Below are 16,797 nucleotides of genomic sequence, written 5' to 3' on the forward strand. Positions count from 1 at the left end.
TGCCCTGAGCTAATCTTTATTTTATTGTTTTTCATTTAATTTTTTATGTAAATATTTGCTTTTTATTGCCTTCCTGAAGGGAATTTTACTTGCACTGACTTTGTTTTATTGTATAATAAGTCAAACTTTATTATAATTATGCAAAAATTTGCAAAAGGAGTGCATAAAAATGCAGTTTATAGATGGCGGAGTTACAGCTCCTGAAGGATTTACAGCAAGCGGAATGCTTTGCGGAATTAAAGCAGGCAGGACAAAGAATGACACTGCCCTTATTTTTAGTCAGAAACCATGTTCTGCTGCAGGTGTATTTACTCAGAACCGTGTAAAGGCAGAAAGCGTAAAACTTACAAAGAAAAATCTTGCAAACGGAAAGGCTCAGGCTGTAATTGCAAACTCTGGAAATGCAAATGCCTGTACAGGAGCCCAGGGAGCAGAAAATGCTTACCGTATGGCCAAAGCTGCAGCTGATGCTCTTGGAATCAGTCCTGATGACGTTGTTGTATGTTCAACAGGTGTAATCGGACAGCAGCTTCCTGTAGAAGTTATAGAAAAAAACATCGGCAGCCTTAAATCAAAGCTTAGCAAGGAAGGTCATGCAGAAGCCCGTACTGCCATTATGACAACTGATACCCACTACAAGGAATGTGCCGTAGAAACAGTTATTGGCGGTAAAACAGTAAGAATCGGTGCCATGTGCAAGGGTTCCGGAATGATTCATATTAACCTTGGTACAATGCTCAGCTTTATGACTACAGACTGTGCCATTTCTTCTGCCATGCTTGAAAAGGCTTTACGCAAGAGTATTGCAGGTACTTATAACTGTGTTTCTGTAGACGGAGACACATCTACAAATGATACCCTTACGATTCTTGCAAACTCTATGGCAGGTAATGAAGAAATTACATCTGAAGGTAAGGATTTTGATGCTTTCTATGAAGCCCTTAATGCAATCAATACTCAGATGGCTAAAAAAATAGCAGGAGACGGAGAGGGGGCTTCACGTCTTATTGAATGTAATGTAAGGGGTGCCTGCGATACAGAAACAGCCCGCCGTCTTGCAAAGGCAGTTATTTCTTCCAGCCTGGTAAAGGCAGCATTCTTTGGAAAAGATGCAAACTGGGGAAGAATTCTCTGTGCCATGGGTTATTCCGGTGAAAACTTTACTCCTGAAACAACAAGTGTTGCCTTTGAAAGTGCAGAGGGAGCTCAGCGTACAGGATTTACTGATTTTGTAGGTGAACAGACCGGTAAAAAGACTTCAATTACTGTTTTTGAAAACGGTGTTCCACTGAACTTTGATGAAGATCTGGCAAAGAAAATACTTTCAGAAGATGAAGTTGTAATTAACGTAAGCCTTAAAGACGGAGATGCCTGCGGTACAGCCTGGGGTTGTGACCTGACTTATGATTACGTAAAGATTAACGGTGATTACCGTACATAATTTTACAGGGAGAAGATATTTATTATGGCAGCTGATGTTGAAAATACAGAAAAAAAGACAGTTGATCCAAGACTTGATAATGCAGGCTGGGCTAACGTACTTGTACAGGCCCTTCCTTACTTCAGGCACTGGGTTGGAAAAGTTGTTGTTGTAAAATACGGCGGAAATGCCATGCTTAATGAAGACCTTAAGCATGATGTTATGGAAGATATTGTTCTTCTTAACACAATTGGTATTCACGTTGTACTTGTACATGGTGGTGGTCCGGAAATAAATCATATGCTGGACCGTGTTGGTAAGGAAAGCAAGTTTATTAACGGACTTCGTTATACAGATGCAGAAACCATGGAAATCGTACAGATGGTTCTTACCGGAAAACTGAACAAGGATATTGTTGGTATTCTTCTTCAGCAGGGTGGAAAGGCTGTAGGTTTGTCCGGTGTTGACTCAGGTCTTTTAAGGGCAAAGAAAATCAATAAGGACGGAGCAGACCTTGGTTTTGTAGGTGAAGTTACAGAAGTTCATCCGGAAATTCTTGAATCCATGCTTTCCCAGAACTTTATTCCTGTTGTTTCAACAGTAGCTTTGGGAGAAGACGGTGATAATGCCCGTTATAACATTAACGCTGATACAGCTGCTGCAAAAATTGCAATTGCCCTTAAGGCAGAAAAGTTTATTCAGCTTACAAATGTTCCTGGAGTTTTAAGGGATGTAAATGATCCTTCTTCCCTGATTCAGCGTATTCATATAGAAGATGTTGATACTCTGGAAAAGGACGGTATTATTGCCGGGGGAATGATTCCAAAGATTGAGTGCTGTATGCTGGCCCGTAAGGGTGGTGTACCTAGAACTCATATTATTGACGGTCGTGTACCTCATTCTCTTCTTATAGAAATGTTCAGCGACAGGGGAATTGGTACAATGATCTATTAAATCTTTTGCCATCCATGGCAAAAGATTTAATGCCGAGTTTCCGCTACGCGAAAACTCGCAGGTTATTAATTTCTAAGAGTTGGACGGGACGTCCTTGTCCCTTGCTACTTTTAGAGCATGGCAAAATCATTAATCCGAGTTTTACTTTGTAAAACTCGCGGTATATGTATTGCTAAGCTTGGGACGGGACATCCTTGTCCCTTGTTTTTAATGGAGGTTATTATGGGAAATCCTAAGGTTCTTAATAATTATGGTAGCTTTGACATCACTTTTGTAAAGGGACAGGGGTCTGTTCTTACTGATGTTAATGGAAAAAAATACATCGACTTTCTTGCAGGCATTGCCGTTAACTGCCTTGGTCACAATTACAAGCCTCTTGTAAAGGCTCTTGCTGCCCAGGCTAAAAAACAGATTCATGTCTGCAACTATTTTACCAGCGATGTAGGACTGGAATTTGCAGACCAGCTTCTTGCCCTTACAGGTTTTGAAGGTGTTTATTTTGGCAATTCCGGGGCAGAAGCCAACGAAGCTGCAATTAAACTTGCCCGCAAATACGGCCAGCTTAATGGCGGTTCAAAAAGAAAGACAATTGTAACCCTTAACAAGTCTTTCCACGGAAGAACCCTTGCCACCCTTACAGCTACAGGACAGGAAAGATTCCATCCGGAAGACTTTGCTCCTTATGTTCAGGGTTTTAAAACAATTGAACCAAACGACTATGAAGGTCTGGAAAATGCTTTTGATGAAACAACAGCAGCCCTTTTCTTTGAGCCTGTTGAATGTGAAGGCGGTGTTATTCCTATTGAAAAGGAATGGGCACAGAAAGCTGCAGAACTTGCCCGCAAGGCCGGTGCCATTGTTATGTGTGACGAAGTTCAGACAGGAATGGGAAGAACAGGTGCCCTTCTTGCCAGTGATGCATTAGGTATTAAGCCGGAAGTTGTTACCCTTGCAAAAGCTATAGCCGGTGGCGTTCCTATGGGAGCCTGTCTTTACAGGGGAAAGGGTAATGTATTTAAGGCCGGAGACCATCAGTCTACATTTGCCGGAAATCCTCTTGCCTGTGCAGCAGGTAAGGTTGTATTAAAGACTCTTACTGCACCGGGATTCCTTGAAGATGTTCTTAAAAAGGGTGAATATATCCGCAATACTGTAAAAAGCTGGAATCTTCCTTGTGTTATTGACGTAAGGGGTAAGGGCCTTGTAATCGGTATTCAGGTGAATAAAGACCCTGTTGCCATAGAAAAGAAATGTCTTTCTGACGGTCTTCTTTTCTCTACTGCAGGTTCAGATGTTGTACGTCTTGTTCCTCCTCTTAACATTACCATGAAGGAAATTAATGCAGGTCTTGCCATCTTAAAGGCAGGTCTTGAAGCTTAAATTTTTTAATGCCGGGTATTTTTATACCTGGTGTTGAAAAATACTTATGGCTCTTGTATTATTTTTATCATGCGTAGAAGAATTGCAGCCTTTTTGATTGTTATGATGGCAGCTCTGGCAGCTGCCGTTTTTTTTGTTTCAAGACAGTTTCAGGATGATGATGGTGGTTACAGGGCAAGTCGTTTTGCTTTAAGTGACGCCAACGACAAGTCATCTTCAAAGGCTCTGGAAAGTTCATCTTCTGTAGAAGAAACGGCCCTGGTCTCATTGATTCAGCTTAAGTCTGACGAAACCCTTATTGGTGTTGTAAGCATGGACTTTAACGGCGACGGTCTTGAGGATCAGGTAAATGCGGTAAAATCTGCATCAAGCCCTTACATTCAGCTTATTGTTGGAATATACAATAAGGCTAAGGCTGAATATGAACGCAAGGCTGTAATTGCTACTTCAATAGTTCAGACTTCTTCATTTACCTATACCGGAATTGACCTGGTAGGTGAACATAAAAATGTTCTTGTTTACCAGGGCTTTTCAGAAAACTCAGAGGCTGTCCTTCAGGCCTTTCTTATCAGTGACAGAAGTACCGGGGGAGTTAACGTAACTCAGATTGCTGATCTTGCAGGAGACGGTACTATTTTTATTCAGCAGGCAGACCGTTACGAAAATTATGACCGTTCCAATGCCAATGGTGCCAGCTATCCTATCTGGGTTTATACCTCTGATACTTCAAGAGCTTCCAGTATGGACCAGCTTCAGATCTGCTATGACTGGGACAGGGATTTGCAGAAATATGTTCAGACAAAAACCATTCGTGTTGCCGGCAGTAATATTACCCGTAAGGAGCTTGCAAAGATTCAGGATGGAACTGTAGCAACCTTTGCAAAATTTCTGGAAGGGCTCTGGTATAAAAGCGACTCTTCTTCCCTTTATTATCTTTATTTTGATTACCTTCAGAAAGAAATTATTTTTGTCCGCTCTGATATAGAAGAAGTTTACAGCTGGATCAGAAGTGATTTAAGGCGTAATGGAATTTATCTTTCATGTATAAACCAGGAGATTCAGAATCTTCAGAGACGTATTGATATTTCCCTCCGCAGTGTGGATGAAATCAATATCCGCATTCAGGATGATGTCCGCATGCTTATTTCTGAAAGCAACGTGTGGGACGGAGTTTACAAAAAATTCTCCCAGGACAGAAATTATGATATGGTATCTTCAAGAAAGACAGAAAGCTTTATAAAGATTCTTGAAGGCAATCCTTCGTGGAAAATGGCTGATGATACTGTAGTTGTATTTAAGGAAGGAACTTATACTGCAGAAGGTGATATTATCAGTGATACAGGTTTTTATACAAAAGTTACCTTAAGGGATCAGGATTACATTCAGTTCCGCTCATCTTCTCCATCTCCTCTCTTTAAGGGAATGTATAAGGTAAGCTACGGGGATTCTTCAAACGATTCCCTGCTTTTTAAGCCTTATAAGGTTCTTCCTGATGAAGCCTATCCTACTGATGAACGTTCAGTAACTCTTTTAAAAGAAAAACTGCCTCAGGAATAATCCTAAGGCAGCAGCTCTTTTATCTTACAAGGCGGATGTTGTCGGCATAGACACTTCCGCTTTTTGTTTTTCCCATAAAGACAACGCTAAGCTTTCTTACATTTGATGCTTCCTGAATTGAAGGCAGGGGATTTCCTTCTAAATCAGTAAGGTTGTGTTCAAGGTCAAAATATACGTTTGTATTGGTACCTGAACCGATTGCAACAGGACTTGTCATTGCATATTCCACAGGGCGGCGGCCTGAATCAATCTTAAGGTAAAGCTGTATGGTTTTTGAAGTAGTATTGTTAATGTCAAGAATTACAGCTTTTGCTCCCTGCCAGTTTCTGTCACTTAAAGCGTCACAGTAGAAAACTGCATTTTCTGTTTTTGGAACTGACTTAAAATTCCATTCACCACTGGAAGCTCCTTCTGAATACCACTGGGTGCTTAATTCAGTTTCCTGAGAGTATCCGTCTTCCAGGGAATTCTGCCAGAAGTTGCCGTCTTCAAAACTGTCAAGAAGCTCAATGTCTCCTTCCGGAACAGGATTGTTGATTGCAATTGCAAAAACTTCATCTTCTGTTTCTATAACAGCCTGATGCTTTCCTGATGCACAGGACAAAAGCAGGGCGGAAGAAGCAATAAGAAGACTTGTTTTAACTAATTTTTTCATTTTTCAACTCCACAATTTTTTTATGAAAAACTTTATACAAGATAGCATAGTATAACCTATAAGATTGACTATTTCCAATGGAAAGGTTTAAATTATTAAATAAATCATTTTTATGGAGATGGATATGAAAAAAATTCTTCTTTCTGCCTTAATGGCAGCAGTTCTTGCTTCTTCTGCTTTTTCTCAGGTTATGACTTCAAAAGGAATGAAGAATACTACATGGACAGGTTTTGGTTCTCCTCTTAATGCTGATACCATGTTTTACGGTCTGACTGATACTTTTCAGGCCAGGTTTGATGTAGGTTCCTTTACAATTGAAGGAATGCTTAACTGGAGTTTTCTTGCAAACTATGATAATGAAGGTGATGTAGATAATTTTACTTTTGGAACTTCCAACGGAAATCCTCTTACCCTTCATTATGGAACAAGAGGTGGTACTTCTTATGCCGGAGATAACAAGGTTTCTGCAGCTGCAGCACTTCTTGGTTACAATGACCAGGTAAACGTAAGCAATGTAATTCAGGATTCCTATTATGTAAATTTTATATGGCATCCTGCTGATAATTTTGATTTTGGTGTGGGAACAAAGCTTAACTGGAGGGTTGGTCCTGCTCCAAGTTACGGTGGCTGGCTCTGGGAAAGTACGGCTCATGTTCGTCAGGGCGGTTTTTCTACAACTTACGATGACCGCTCAGGTTCAAGGGCAGCTACTTCTTCAGAAACTGCCAATACTTACAAATATTCAGTTGATGCACCAGGATCTGCTGATGTAGTAGGTTTTGTTCACTATGCAAACAAGTATGCAAAGAGGGCAATGGGAGTTCGTTATTTTTATGAAGGAGACTTTAAGTTCCAGCTTGGTGCTGCAATCCCTAATGGTTTTAATACAGATGATCCGCCCTTAATGTGGGAATAGAAATTGCTCCTGTTGAATGGCTTACTATTGCTGCATCTTATGAAGGTGCCTTTGATGATCATGGAAACTTTTATGCAGGTATGACTCTTGGTCAGAAGAATTTTGTACTTGAAGGTTACATTGCTGCTGATTCCCTTAATACTGATGATGAAGACGACCAGGCTTACGGAACCGGAGCTGCAATTAAATTTGTAATTCCTAATACACAGATTTCCCTTCGTCCTGAACTTGGAATTAACTTTTTTGAAAATGAAAATTACACTTTTGCCTGGTATACAGGTGCCCTGCTTTCTTTAAAGCTTAACAATGACTTTGGCTTTAGCGTATGGGGTTCTTTTGCCAACGGATCTGATGATAAAAGATGGGAAGACAGTGACGTAACAAAAGACTGGGATGGCGGTCATATTATTAACGTACGTCCTGCCCTTGATTTTAGTCTTGATAAGCAGACAAGCTTTACGGTTTACCTTAACCTTGAAGAACGTACAGCCTTTGACGGAGTATGCAGGGGCTGCTGGTCAAGCGGTGTATATGTAAACTATGTATTTTAATTAAAGCATATTTTCATAAAAACAGATTTCTGTTATATTACGGCCATAAGCAGGAAGGGAACAGTGTGCAAGTCACTGGCTCGACGCGGAACGGTAAGAAAGACTTTAAGTTTTTTAAGTCCGAATGCTTTCTGTTTATAGCCTTTTGTATTTAAGGCTTATCTTACTTTATCCCTACGCAACACTCTGGGGAAACGAGGTTATTATGAAAAAGGCACTTAGTGCATTCAGCCGCGCATTCTTTATTGCGCTTTCTATTTTTATGGTTTCTGGTCTTATCAGCTGTAAGTCTGATGATGATTCTTCTCCAGTTACATTTGAGATTTCAGAAGTTCCTTCTGCTTTACAGGGCACCTGGTTATCATCAGCTGATGACAGCTATGATATTACAAATGATACTTTTGTAAATTATATGTATGAAGGAGCAAAGGAATCTTATACATTAAATTTTGTTGGTGCAGCAGAAGTAGAAGGTACAGAAAAACCGACATATTATCTGTATTATAAGTCACCTGAGACTTATACATATACTTATGGTGATTACAGCGGAACATATTATACAAAGAATTATTACACAGCAGTACGTGTAATTGTTGAGTCAGACACTGTTCTTGATATTTGTTGTGCATGTAATAAAGACACTTATGTATCGGAAGCTGTAGACCTTGAAACAGTTGTTTCTGATTTTACAATTGATGGCGGTTATTTTGAGCGTAATACAGAATATACAAAATTACCAGACTAATAAAAAAAAGCCTTGAGTATTAATTCTTATAAAACCGCCCTCTTATTTTTAACGGCGGTTTTTATTTTTAATCCATTATTTTCTCAGGAAGATTCTTCTGTCCTTTATACAGCCGGGGGCGTTGCGGGGGATTCCCCCGCAGAGGGGGCAGCGGACAGGACCACAGCAGGGCGAGGACCTGGTAGCGAGGGGGAGGCGTCCCCCCTTAAAGAAGAAAGTGACATCTACCTTGACCACCTTTACTCTTATATTGATTCTCCGGCGGTTGAACAGAGGCAGGTATTTACAGCAAAAGATATAGAAGATTCTCATACGGAAAGCCTGGTTTCTTTTTTGCAGTCAGAGGGAATGCAGCTTTTAAGTTACGGACCCTACGGTCTGGAAGCCAAACCTCAGATCAGGGGTTTTACTGATGAGACTGTTCGTGTTGTAATTGACGGAATCTGTGTAAATAATGCCCAGTATGGTACTTTTGATTTTACTACTATAAGCCTTGGTGACATAGAAAAAATAGAAGTTGTCAGGGGCGGTTTTACAGAAGGGGTGAGTGACGAAGGTTCTGTTGCCGGTACAATTTATATAACTACAAAAAAACAGAATCTTGGTACTGACTTTACAAGCGATACTTTAATAAAGTCCTATCTGAATGATTCTTATCCTGCAGATACTTTTAGTCAGAGTGCAGGGCTTTCCCATCAGCTTTTTGAAAATACTTTTTTAAAGCTTAACCTTAAGGGAACTTATGCCTTAAATAAATACCAGTATAAAAATTATCTTTCTAAGTACGTAACAAGAGACCATGCGGAAGTAAAGGATATTTATGCTGATGCAAAAGTTTCTCATTTTTTTATGAATGGTTCTTCCTTTAATACGGGATTGATTTTTTATGACGGAGTAAAAAACTGTCCTGGTTCAGAAAATTCTTCTGGTAAGGGAGTGCAGAAAGATCTTAATGCCATGCTTACTTTTTCCCTTCTTAATCCTGATATAAAAAATAAAGTTAAGATGGAAAACAATGCAGCCTGGATTTTTAATAAAAGAAATTATGATGAATCTTCAACTTCCAGTCAGCATATTATTAATACTTTCCGTTATGCCCTTTATGCATCTTCTGATATAAAAACTTTTTATACCCAGAGTGCCGGCCTTACTTTTGACGGGGTTTTTCTTGATTCTACAGATGACGGAAATCATACTCAGCTTTCCTTTACTTTTAAAGAAACTTCTGTTTTTAAAATCGGAAGGCATTTTTCTTTTACACTGCCTCTTGCCGTAAAAACCTGCGGGGACAATGCAGCCTTTATTCCTAAGGCAGGGGTAAAGTTTTCTTTTGAGTATGGAGATTTTTCAGTTAATGCTTACCGCATGGTTCAGTTTCCTAATATGGATGACCTTTACTGGGATTCTTCTTATGCCAGCGGAAATCCTGATCTTAAGGTAGAAGAGGGCTGGGGTGCAGAAGCAGCAGTTGATTTTAAAAAATATCTGCCTTTTACCCTGAGTTTTTTTACTAACTATTACAAAAATAAAATTCAGTGGGCTTCTACTGATGGAGTTTATACTCCCCAGAATGTTGCCAGTGCCTTTTACTGGGGCCTGGATTTTAGAACGGAAAAAGTTTTATTTGACGGTCACCTTCATTTAAAGGCCTGCGGGGAATATCTTTATACATCTCTTCTTGATAAAAGCAATTCCCTGACTTATAAAAAAAGAATCATGTGGACTCCTGACTGGACGGCATCAGCTTCTGCAGTTTTTTATTTTTATAATTTCAGGACAGGTATTGAATGGAACTATATCGGTAAGCGTTACAAGTCCAATCTGAATATTACTTATATGGAGCCTTATTCCCTTGTTAACCTTAATCTTTCTTATGAAGGTCTTGAACATTTTGAACCTTACTTAAGGGCAGAGAATATTTTTGATACAGACTATGAAGCTGTGGATTCCTATCCAATGCCTGGAATAAGTATCAGTTTAGGTTTAAGAAGCCGCTGGAAAAATAAATGAAAAGCTTTTCATACTTGACAAGCGTTTCTGTCTACAGTATTCTTTTTTCCGAAATGAAAAACACAACTACCCGTCGGGCACAGTCTAACTTTCTCTCAATGCTGGCTTACTTTTACTTTAGCTTTTATTATTTTCTCGGCGTTCAGGAAGGTTTCCTTGCAAAAGGTAAGGCTGCATAAGTTGTGGTATAAATCCTAAAGCAAGAAATAACAGGAACCTTCCTAATAAGAAGGTTCCTTTTTTTTTGTACTAATGTCATGTAAATAACTGGAGGTGTAAAATGATAGTTATTTTGAAAAGCGGTGTAAGTCAGGACAAAATCAATGCTTTTATTACTGATGTAAAAGAAAAGAATCTTGACGTACATATTTCTAAGGGTGTTGATAAAACTGTACTTGGTCTTTTAGGAGATACTTCCAAACTTGATCCGGAAGACTTTCTTGCTAACGAAATCGTAGAAAGTGCAGAACGTGTTTCTGCTCCTTATAAAATGGCAAGCCGTTCTTTCCACCCGGAAAACACTGTTGTAACTGTAGGTGGTAACGGTTCTACAGCATGTAAAATCGGAGACGGTAAGACTGTTCCCCTTATTGCAGGACCTTGTTCCGTTGAATCAGAAAAGCAGCTTCTTGATGCAGCAATGGCTGTAAAAAAAGCAGGTGCCCGTATCCTCAGGGGTGGTGCATATAAGCCACGTACATCTCCATATTCATTCCAGGGACTTGGACCAGAAGGTATCCGTATTCTTGAACTTGCAAAAAAAGAAACAGGTCTTCCAATCTGTACAGAACTTATGAGTGCTTCTGAACTTAAGTATTTTGAAAACGTTGACCTGATTCAGGTTGGTGCAAGAAACTTCCAGAACTTTGACCTTCTTAAGGAAATCGGAAAATTCGGTAAGCCTGTTCTTTTAAAGCGCGGTCTGTCAGGAACGATTCAGGAACTTCTTATGAGTGCTGAATACATTATGGCAAACGGAACAGAACAGGTTATTCTTTGTGAACGCGGTATCCGTACTTATGACGGTTATACAAGAAACTGTCTTGATGTAAGTGCTGTTCCTTATCTTCATAAGGTATCTCATCTTCCTGTAGTTCTTGATCCAAGTCATGCCTGCGGAATCAGATGGATGGTTGGTACTCTTGCATGCAGTGCAGTTGCAGCCGGTGCAGATGGTCTTGAAATCGAAGTTCACTGTAATCCTGAAAAGGCAATGAGCGATGCAAGTCAGCAGCTTCCTCCTGCAATGTTTGAAGAACTTGCTTCTAAACTTAACAAGTATGCAGCTGTAGAAGGCCGCACAATCTGATTATAAAAAATAAATTTTTTTTATACATAAGCCTGCTTTTGTTACAGCATCAGGGCTGTTGCAGAAGCGGGCTTCTTTATTGCCTAGGGTTTCTTTATACAGTAAAATGCTTTTATTATGAAAAACTTAAAGGACCTTACATACGGAATCGTCGGACTGGGAATAATGGGCGGTTCTTTTGCAAAAGCCATAAGGCAGAATGTTTTAAGCCAGAGTGGTTCCCGTGGAAAAATTCTTGTGTGTAACAGAAGTACAGCCTGTCTTTCCATGGCATTAAATGAAGGGGTTGCAGACAAGGCTTATACTGTTGATAAAACTGCAGACCTTCTTAAAGAAAGCGATATTGTATTTGTCTGTCTTTATCCTCATGCTACTCTTGAATTTCTTAAAACATATAAAAATGATTTTAAAAGCGACGCTATAGTTACGGATATTTCCGGAGTAAAGGGCATCTTTGAAAAGTCCCTCCCTGAACTTTTGAGGCCTGATGTTGATTTTATAATCGGACATCCAATGGCTGGTGGAGAAAAGGAAGGCTATGCCGCAAGTAAGGCTCAGTTTTTTGTAAACCATAATTATATTTTCTGCCGCCAGACCTTTAATATAGAAGAAAACTATCAGTTAATGAAAACTCTTGTTACTGAACTGGGCTTTACCCGTATTACAGAAACTACCTGTGATGTTCATGATAATAAAATCGGCTTTACTTCCCAGCTTTGTCATGTAATTGCCAGTGCCCTTGTACAGAGTGCCAGGGATCCGGAGATTACGGCTTTTGGTGGTGGAAGTTTTGAAGATTTAACCCGTATTGCCATGATAAATGCTCCTTTGTGGACAGAGCTTTTTATCAGCAATAAAGAAAAATTATGTGCCCATATTGATAATTTTCAGAAGAAGATGGAAGAATTCCGTACTGCAATAATGAATGAAGATTCTGAAAGTTTAAAGCGCATGCTGGAAGAAACCAGGGAAAAGCGTCTTATGATGGGTTCTATTTGTACAGTTAATAAATAAAAAGGAGTCATAAATTGAAAAAAGTTTTATTTATTATGCTTTTAGCAGCAATGTGTTTCTCATGTCAGACTGAATCAGACAGTGACACAGAAACAACAACCGGTACAGAAACAACAACCGGCACAGAAACAGCAACCGGAACTGAAAATACCGGCAGCGGAAGTCAGGACACCACCGGAACAGAAACAGCAACCGGTACAGAAACAACAACCGGTACAGAAACAGCAACCGGTACAGAAGACACCGGCAGAACCGGAACAGAAACAGCAACCGGCACAGAAACAACAACCGGCACAGAAACAGCAACCGGTACAGAAACAACAACCGGTACAGAAACAACAACCGGTACAGAAACAGCAACCGGAACAGAAACAACAACCGGTACAGAAACAGCAACCGGTACAGAAGGCACCGGCACAACCGGCACAGAAACAGCAACCGGTACAGAAAATACCGGCAGCGGAAGTCAGGACACCACCGGTACAGAAACACCAGCCGTAGACAATTCACCTGTCCTTTCATTTGTATGGGGACAGTCAGAAGATTGTGATGAAGTGATTTTTAATCCTGATATGGGATTTTATTCTGCAATAACAATTACTGTAACTCAGTCAGGTGTTACTAATAAAGCAGATATAATTTCTTCTATAAAAGAAGCTTCTAATCCTGTAAACGGACCTTATCCGGAAAAAGATGAAGATTTATGGGGCGTAACTTATAATCTTGTACACTTAAAGTTTGATATAAGTGACTATTCAAAGGCAGCTAACGGCAGTGCAGATGTTAAAGACCTTAGCAGCGCTGCATTAAAAGATGTAAAGGATATTCTTGCAGCCTTCCGCGGAACAGATAAAACAGCCATTGTTCGTTTTGCCTATGATGCAAATTATGCAGGAGCTAATACGGAGCCTGAAAATTTTTCTTACATCCTTAATCACGTAAAGCAGATTTCTCAGGTTTATGCCCAGTACACAGATGTAATTACAGCAATTGAATGCGGAATCATTGGTCCTTGGGGAGAAATGCATACTTCAGATTATGCAGCCTCTGTTACTATTGATGGAAAAGTGATGCCTGATTATTACATTGTTCAGGTTATGCATGAATATCTTGAAGACCTTAAATCTGTAAATGTTCCTTTACTTGTACGTCAGCCAAAATTTATATATGCCTACCTTAATACTTATTGTGGTGTTGATTATACTTTTGAGCTCGACACTGATAATGAATCTTATCCAAAGTCTATTCCTTCATATACTCCTGCAGCAGGCAGTGATGAATATAAGCTTGGCCTTTATAACGATGGTTATCTTGGAAGCTCCAGTGATTCAGGAACTTTTAAAAGCGGTGACCGTCAGGGAGAAATTGACTTCCTTTCAGCCTTTGATGATCATACCCCTTATGGAGGAGAGTTAATCGGAGACTACGGTATTGGCAGCGGACAAAGTGTAAGTGTAGAAAACTTTGCCAATGTTCACGCATCATTCCTTAATATTGGATGGAACAGACATTTCTTTTATGGTTTTAACAGCCTGACTTATTCCGATGATACACTTTTCCAGTATATTTATAAACATTTAGGTTACCGCTATCTTTTAAATAATACAGTTTTAACCCAGACAACTAATCTTAATGCAGTTGAGATTACCCTTACTTTTGAAAACTCAGGATTTGCAAATCTTCCTTATCACAGGCAGAAGAAAGTAAGCCTTTACTTTATTCCATTTCAGACTTCCATTACAGGAGAAGAAGAGTGTGTAGAAAGTTCAGCAGCTTTATTTACAGGTCAGGAGTCTTTAAGTGTAACAGCTGATTTAAGTTCGTTAACAGAAGGCAGCTATGATCTTTATGTAAAACTCGCTGATGCAGACGGAAATTATGTCCTTCGTCCTGCAAACGACAGCTGGAATTCAACTCTTAAAGCTGTAAAGGCCGGTACTTTTACTTTAACTTTGCCTCAAGGTGAATAATTAAATATTCCCCTTTTTAATTGAATACTTTTTGCATACGTTTTATACTAGGGAGCATTTTGCAATTTCGTTTTTTTTATGGAGCATTTTTATGGAAAAAAAAGATTTTGAAGTACTGGATAAAGTAATAGGACGTGTTCCTGATTTTCCAAAGCATGGTGTTCTTTTTTATGACATCACCGGTATTCTTCGTCATCCGGAAGCATTTAAGTATTCAATTGACCGTATGGTAGAGATTTATAAGGATAAAAAAATCGATGCTGTTGCAGGTATCGAAAGCCGTGGTTTTATTTTTGCAGCACCTTTTGCAGAACGTATGGGTATTCCACTTATTCTTATCCGTAAAAAGGGTAAGCTTCCTGCAAAAACCTATCACTGCAAGTATGACCTTGAATATGGCAGTGCAGAAATTGAAGTTCACTGTGCAGACATTCAGGAAGGCCAGAACATTCTTCTTGTAGACGACCTTGTTGCTACCGGAGGAACCCTTAAGGCTGCCATTAATCTTGTACAGCAGGGTAAGGCCTGTGTTACTGATGTTTTTGGTGTTGTAGGACTTCCTTTCCTTAAATATGACGAGAAACTTGGCAATGATGTTGCCGTAACTACTTTGGTTAATTACGATCACGAGTAGTACTGATACTTAAGTATGAGTCATTGCCGTGCTCGACAGTTTGTCATTGCCGCACTTGATGCGGCAATCTCTTGCATTGTAATTAAATAGATTTTCGGGCAGCTTCCCAAAAGGGGGAGCTGCTTTTTTTGTCATTATGCAATTTTATTGCTTTTTCATTACTTTTGTATTAAATTATAAATATGGAGGCATATATGAGAACGGCAGTAATTCAGACAAGGGTTGATACAGCCTTAAAACATGATGCAGATGCTTTTTTCGAATCCATAGGAATGGATACAACAACGGCAATACGCATTTTTCTTAAGCAGACTTTAATCCAGCACAAAATCCCCTTTGAGATTGTTCAGGACAGCTCATTTTATTCTGAAAAAAACAAAAAAGCGTTGGAACATTCAAAAATGCAGATGGAGAACGGGCAGCACTCAATCCATGATCTTGTCGAGGTATAAGAATGCACAAGGATTTTTCAGATGATGCCTGGGCAGATTATACCTATTGGATAACGCAGGATAAAAAGACGCTCAAGAAAATAAATCAGCTTCTTGCGGATATTGAGCGAAACGGAAATGATGGAATCGGTCATCCAGAACCATTGAAAGGTAATTTAACCGGATATTGGTCTAGAACTATAGATGAGAAAAACAGATTAGTTTATAAAATTGAAGATGAACTTATAAAGATTATTCAGTGTAAAAATCATTATGATGATAAATAAAAAGTGACAATCGATTTAAAGAGTGCTTGTCTTATGTACCGATTCTGCCGGTGTCACGCCTGTTATGTGTGTGCAGTCCGGGCTTTCAACTAGCGCAACGAAGTGGAGCGGATTTAAAAATTCAACTATTTTTCCGAAGGGGATGACCAATAAGTTCAAAAAGTGTCATTTTCGGGTTTGACCCGAAAATCCCATTGCTGCCGAAGGCGGGCAAAACCCGCCTTTTTTAAATTTGACAAGAAAAGCAAATTTGTAGTATGTTTTAGTCGGAGGTAGTAAATATGACTACAATTTCTGCTAAAATTGAAAATGAAGACAAAAGCCATTTTGAAAGCATCATAAACTCAATAGGATTAAATGTTACTTCAGCAATAACAGCTTTTGTAAAAGCGACAATCCGCGAAAATGGAATTCCTTTTGCATTAAAAGCTGCTGACGACCCTTATATTTATTCAGAAGAAAACATTAAATTTCTTCGTCAGGGAATTGCGCAAATTGAATCAGGAAAAGGACAAATTCATGAATTGAAGGAGACCCTTTAATGATAAAAGTTTGGGCAGATGTTGCTTGGAACGATTATTGTAATTTTTTTGAACTGAATCAGAAAAAGATGATAAAAATGGTTCATGAACTTTTGAAAGACATTGAGCGGAATGGTGTTGATAAAGGTCGTGGACAGCCAGAACCATTAAAATATGAATTTTCTGGTTATTGGAGTCGAAGAATCGATTTGGCTAATCGTCTAGTCTATAAAGTAGATGATGATAAATTGTATATAGTTCAGTGTGGTACTCATTATCATCAAGAAAAATAAAACCTGACACAGTTTTTCAAAGCCGACAAACCGGTCAAGCCGCTTTTTTTTTAAATAATATTAAAACTACCCGATTGGGTAGTACACAGTTGGAGAAAGTGGGTTATACTTAAAATAATTTAATATATGCACTTCCAGAAATATTTTCTT

The 16,797-nt window shown here is 39.2% G+C and carries 17 protein-coding genes; 16 read left to right on the forward strand and 1 reads right to left on the reverse strand.

The window, feature by feature from the left end:
* The first annotated feature begins 169 nt into the window (after positions 1–169).
* From argJ to K6D58_RS07550, 4 genes are all read left to right on the forward strand, one after another.
* Positions 170–1,441, forward strand: a complete 1,272-nt coding sequence (gene argJ / locus K6D58_RS07535) for a bifunctional glutamate N-acetyltransferase/amino-acid acetyltransferase ArgJ (RefSeq protein WP_296829230.1) — start codon at positions 170–172, stop codon at positions 1,439–1,441.
* A 24-nt stretch (positions 1,442–1,465) separates the two neighbouring features.
* A complete protein-coding gene (gene argB / locus K6D58_RS07540) occupies positions 1,466–2,374 on the forward strand; it encodes an acetylglutamate kinase (RefSeq protein ID WP_296829233.1) in 909 nt (302 codons plus the stop codon).
* Positions 2,375–2,596: 222 nt separating this feature from the next.
* Complete coding sequence (locus K6D58_RS07545; protein WP_296829236.1) at positions 2,597–3,754, forward strand: aspartate aminotransferase family protein; 1,158 nt, start codon at positions 2,597–2,599, stop codon at positions 3,752–3,754.
* 69 nt (positions 3,755–3,823) lie between these two features.
* The gene (locus K6D58_RS07550; RefSeq protein WP_296829239.1) at positions 3,824–5,311 is read left to right on the forward strand and encodes a pallilysin-related adhesin; all 1,488 of its coding nucleotides are present in this window, start codon (positions 3,824–3,826) and stop codon (positions 5,309–5,311) included.
* Positions 5,312–5,330: 19 nt separating this feature from the next.
* Here K6D58_RS07550 and K6D58_RS07555 read toward each other — a convergent pair whose 3' ends face one another.
* On the reverse strand, positions 5,331–5,966 hold the full coding sequence (locus tag K6D58_RS07555) for a hypothetical protein (protein ID WP_296829241.1): 636 nt from the start codon (positions 5,964–5,966) through the stop codon (positions 5,331–5,333).
* A 124-nt stretch (positions 5,967–6,090) separates the two neighbouring features.
* On the opposite strand from K6D58_RS07555, the gene K6D58_RS07560 reads away from it, so the two are divergent.
* The 12 genes from K6D58_RS07560 to K6D58_RS07615 all read left to right on the forward strand — a co-directional run bounded on the left by K6D58_RS07560 (position 6,091) and on the right by K6D58_RS07615 (position 16,647).
* Entirely contained in the window at positions 6,091–6,882 is a 792-nt protein-coding gene (locus K6D58_RS07560; RefSeq protein WP_296829244.1) for a hypothetical protein, read from the forward strand.
* Complete coding sequence (locus K6D58_RS07565; RefSeq protein ID WP_296829247.1) at positions 6,873–7,433, forward strand: hypothetical protein; 561 nt, start codon at positions 6,873–6,875, stop codon at positions 7,431–7,433. Before K6D58_RS07560 ends, K6D58_RS07565 begins: the two co-directional genes overlap by 10 nt.
* Positions 7,434–7,638: 205 nt before the next feature.
* Complete coding sequence (locus K6D58_RS07570; RefSeq protein ID WP_296829250.1) at positions 7,639–8,178, forward strand: hypothetical protein; 540 nt, start codon at positions 7,639–7,641, stop codon at positions 8,176–8,178.
* Positions 8,179–8,190: 12 nt separating this feature from the next.
* Positions 8,191–10,188, forward strand: coding sequence for a TonB-dependent receptor plug domain-containing protein (locus tag K6D58_RS07575; protein ID WP_296829253.1), 1,998 nt, complete (start codon positions 8,191–8,193; stop codon positions 10,186–10,188).
* A 280-nt stretch (positions 10,189–10,468) separates the two neighbouring features.
* A complete protein-coding gene (aroF, locus tag K6D58_RS07580) occupies positions 10,469–11,497 on the forward strand; it encodes a 3-deoxy-7-phosphoheptulonate synthase (RefSeq protein ID WP_296829256.1) in 1,029 nt (342 codons plus the stop codon).
* A 117-nt stretch (positions 11,498–11,614) separates the two neighbouring features.
* Positions 11,615–12,511: a prephenate dehydrogenase gene (locus tag K6D58_RS07585; RefSeq protein ID WP_296829258.1), complete on the forward strand. Its 897-nt coding sequence runs from the start codon at positions 11,615–11,617 to the stop codon at positions 12,509–12,511.
* 14 nt (positions 12,512–12,525) lie between these two features.
* Positions 12,526–14,481 (forward strand): DUF4832 domain-containing protein, encoded by a 1,956-nt coding sequence (locus tag K6D58_RS07590; protein WP_296829261.1) that lies wholly within the window; start codon positions 12,526–12,528, stop codon positions 14,479–14,481.
* 91 nt (positions 14,482–14,572) lie between these two features.
* Positions 14,573–15,115, forward strand: a complete 543-nt coding sequence (locus tag K6D58_RS07595; RefSeq protein WP_296829262.1) for an adenine phosphoribosyltransferase — start codon at positions 14,573–14,575, stop codon at positions 15,113–15,115.
* A 194-nt stretch (positions 15,116–15,309) separates the two neighbouring features.
* Positions 15,310–15,567 carry a type II toxin-antitoxin system RelB/DinJ family antitoxin gene (locus tag K6D58_RS07600; RefSeq protein ID WP_296829265.1) on the forward strand — a complete coding sequence of 86 codons (258 nt, stop codon included), beginning with the start codon at positions 15,310–15,312 and terminating at the stop codon, positions 15,565–15,567.
* A gap of 2 nt (positions 15,568–15,569) precedes the next feature.
* A complete protein-coding gene (locus tag K6D58_RS07605; RefSeq protein WP_296829267.1) occupies positions 15,570–15,833 on the forward strand; it encodes a Txe/YoeB family addiction module toxin in 264 nt (87 codons plus the stop codon).
* Positions 15,834–16,114: 281 nt separating this feature from the next.
* Positions 16,115–16,375 carry a type II toxin-antitoxin system RelB/DinJ family antitoxin gene (locus tag K6D58_RS07610; protein ID WP_296829270.1) on the forward strand — a complete coding sequence of 87 codons (261 nt, stop codon included), beginning with the start codon at positions 16,115–16,117 and terminating at the stop codon, positions 16,373–16,375.
* Positions 16,375–16,647, forward strand: a complete 273-nt coding sequence (locus tag K6D58_RS07615) for a Txe/YoeB family addiction module toxin (RefSeq protein ID WP_296829273.1) — start codon at positions 16,375–16,377, stop codon at positions 16,645–16,647. Before K6D58_RS07610 ends, K6D58_RS07615 begins: the two co-directional genes overlap by 1 nt.
* Positions 16,648–16,797: the final 150 nt, after the last annotated feature.

Origin of the sequence: Treponema sp. (assembly GCF_024696245.1) — a bacterium.
Lineage (GTDB): Bacteria > Spirochaetota > Spirochaetia > Treponematales > Treponemataceae > Treponema_D.

What these genes read in the sequence shown, in the direction of transcription:
- K6D58_RS07555 (WP_296829241.1), bottom strand. Translation starts at nt 5,966, where the DNA reads ATGAAAAAATTAGTTAAAACAAGTCTTCTTATTGCTTCTTCCGCCCTG.
- K6D58_RS07560 (WP_296829244.1), top strand. Translation starts at nt 6,091, where the DNA reads ATGAAAAAAATTCTTCTTTCTGCCTTAATGGCAGCAGTTCTTGCTTCT.
- K6D58_RS07550 (WP_296829239.1), top strand. Translation starts at nt 3,824, where the DNA reads ATGCGTAGAAGAATTGCAGCCTTTTTGATTGTTATGATGGCAGCTCTG.
- aroF (WP_296829256.1), top strand. Translation starts at nt 10,469, where the DNA reads ATGATAGTTATTTTGAAAAGCGGTGTAAGTCAGGACAAAATCAATGCT.
- K6D58_RS07615 (WP_296829273.1), top strand. Translation starts at nt 16,375, where the DNA reads ATGATAAAAGTTTGGGCAGATGTTGCTTGGAACGATTATTGTAATTTT.
- K6D58_RS07585 (WP_296829258.1), top strand. Translation starts at nt 11,615, where the DNA reads ATGAAAAACTTAAAGGACCTTACATACGGAATCGTCGGACTGGGAATA.
- K6D58_RS07595 (WP_296829262.1), top strand. Translation starts at nt 14,573, where the DNA reads ATGGAAAAAAAAGATTTTGAAGTACTGGATAAAGTAATAGGACGTGTT.
- K6D58_RS07545 (WP_296829236.1), top strand. Translation starts at nt 2,597, where the DNA reads ATGGGAAATCCTAAGGTTCTTAATAATTATGGTAGCTTTGACATCACT.
- argB (WP_296829233.1), top strand. Translation starts at nt 1,466, where the DNA reads ATGGCAGCTGATGTTGAAAATACAGAAAAAAAGACAGTTGATCCAAGA.
- K6D58_RS07605 (WP_296829267.1), top strand. Translation starts at nt 15,570, where the DNA reads ATGCACAAGGATTTTTCAGATGATGCCTGGGCAGATTATACCTATTGG.
- K6D58_RS07570 (WP_296829250.1), top strand. Translation starts at nt 7,639, where the DNA reads ATGAAAAAGGCACTTAGTGCATTCAGCCGCGCATTCTTTATTGCGCTT.
- argJ (WP_296829230.1), top strand. Translation starts at nt 170, where the DNA reads ATGCAGTTTATAGATGGCGGAGTTACAGCTCCTGAAGGATTTACAGCA.
- K6D58_RS07610 (WP_296829270.1), top strand. Translation starts at nt 16,115, where the DNA reads ATGACTACAATTTCTGCTAAAATTGAAAATGAAGACAAAAGCCATTTT.
- K6D58_RS07600 (WP_296829265.1), top strand. Translation starts at nt 15,310, where the DNA reads ATGAGAACGGCAGTAATTCAGACAAGGGTTGATACAGCCTTAAAACAT.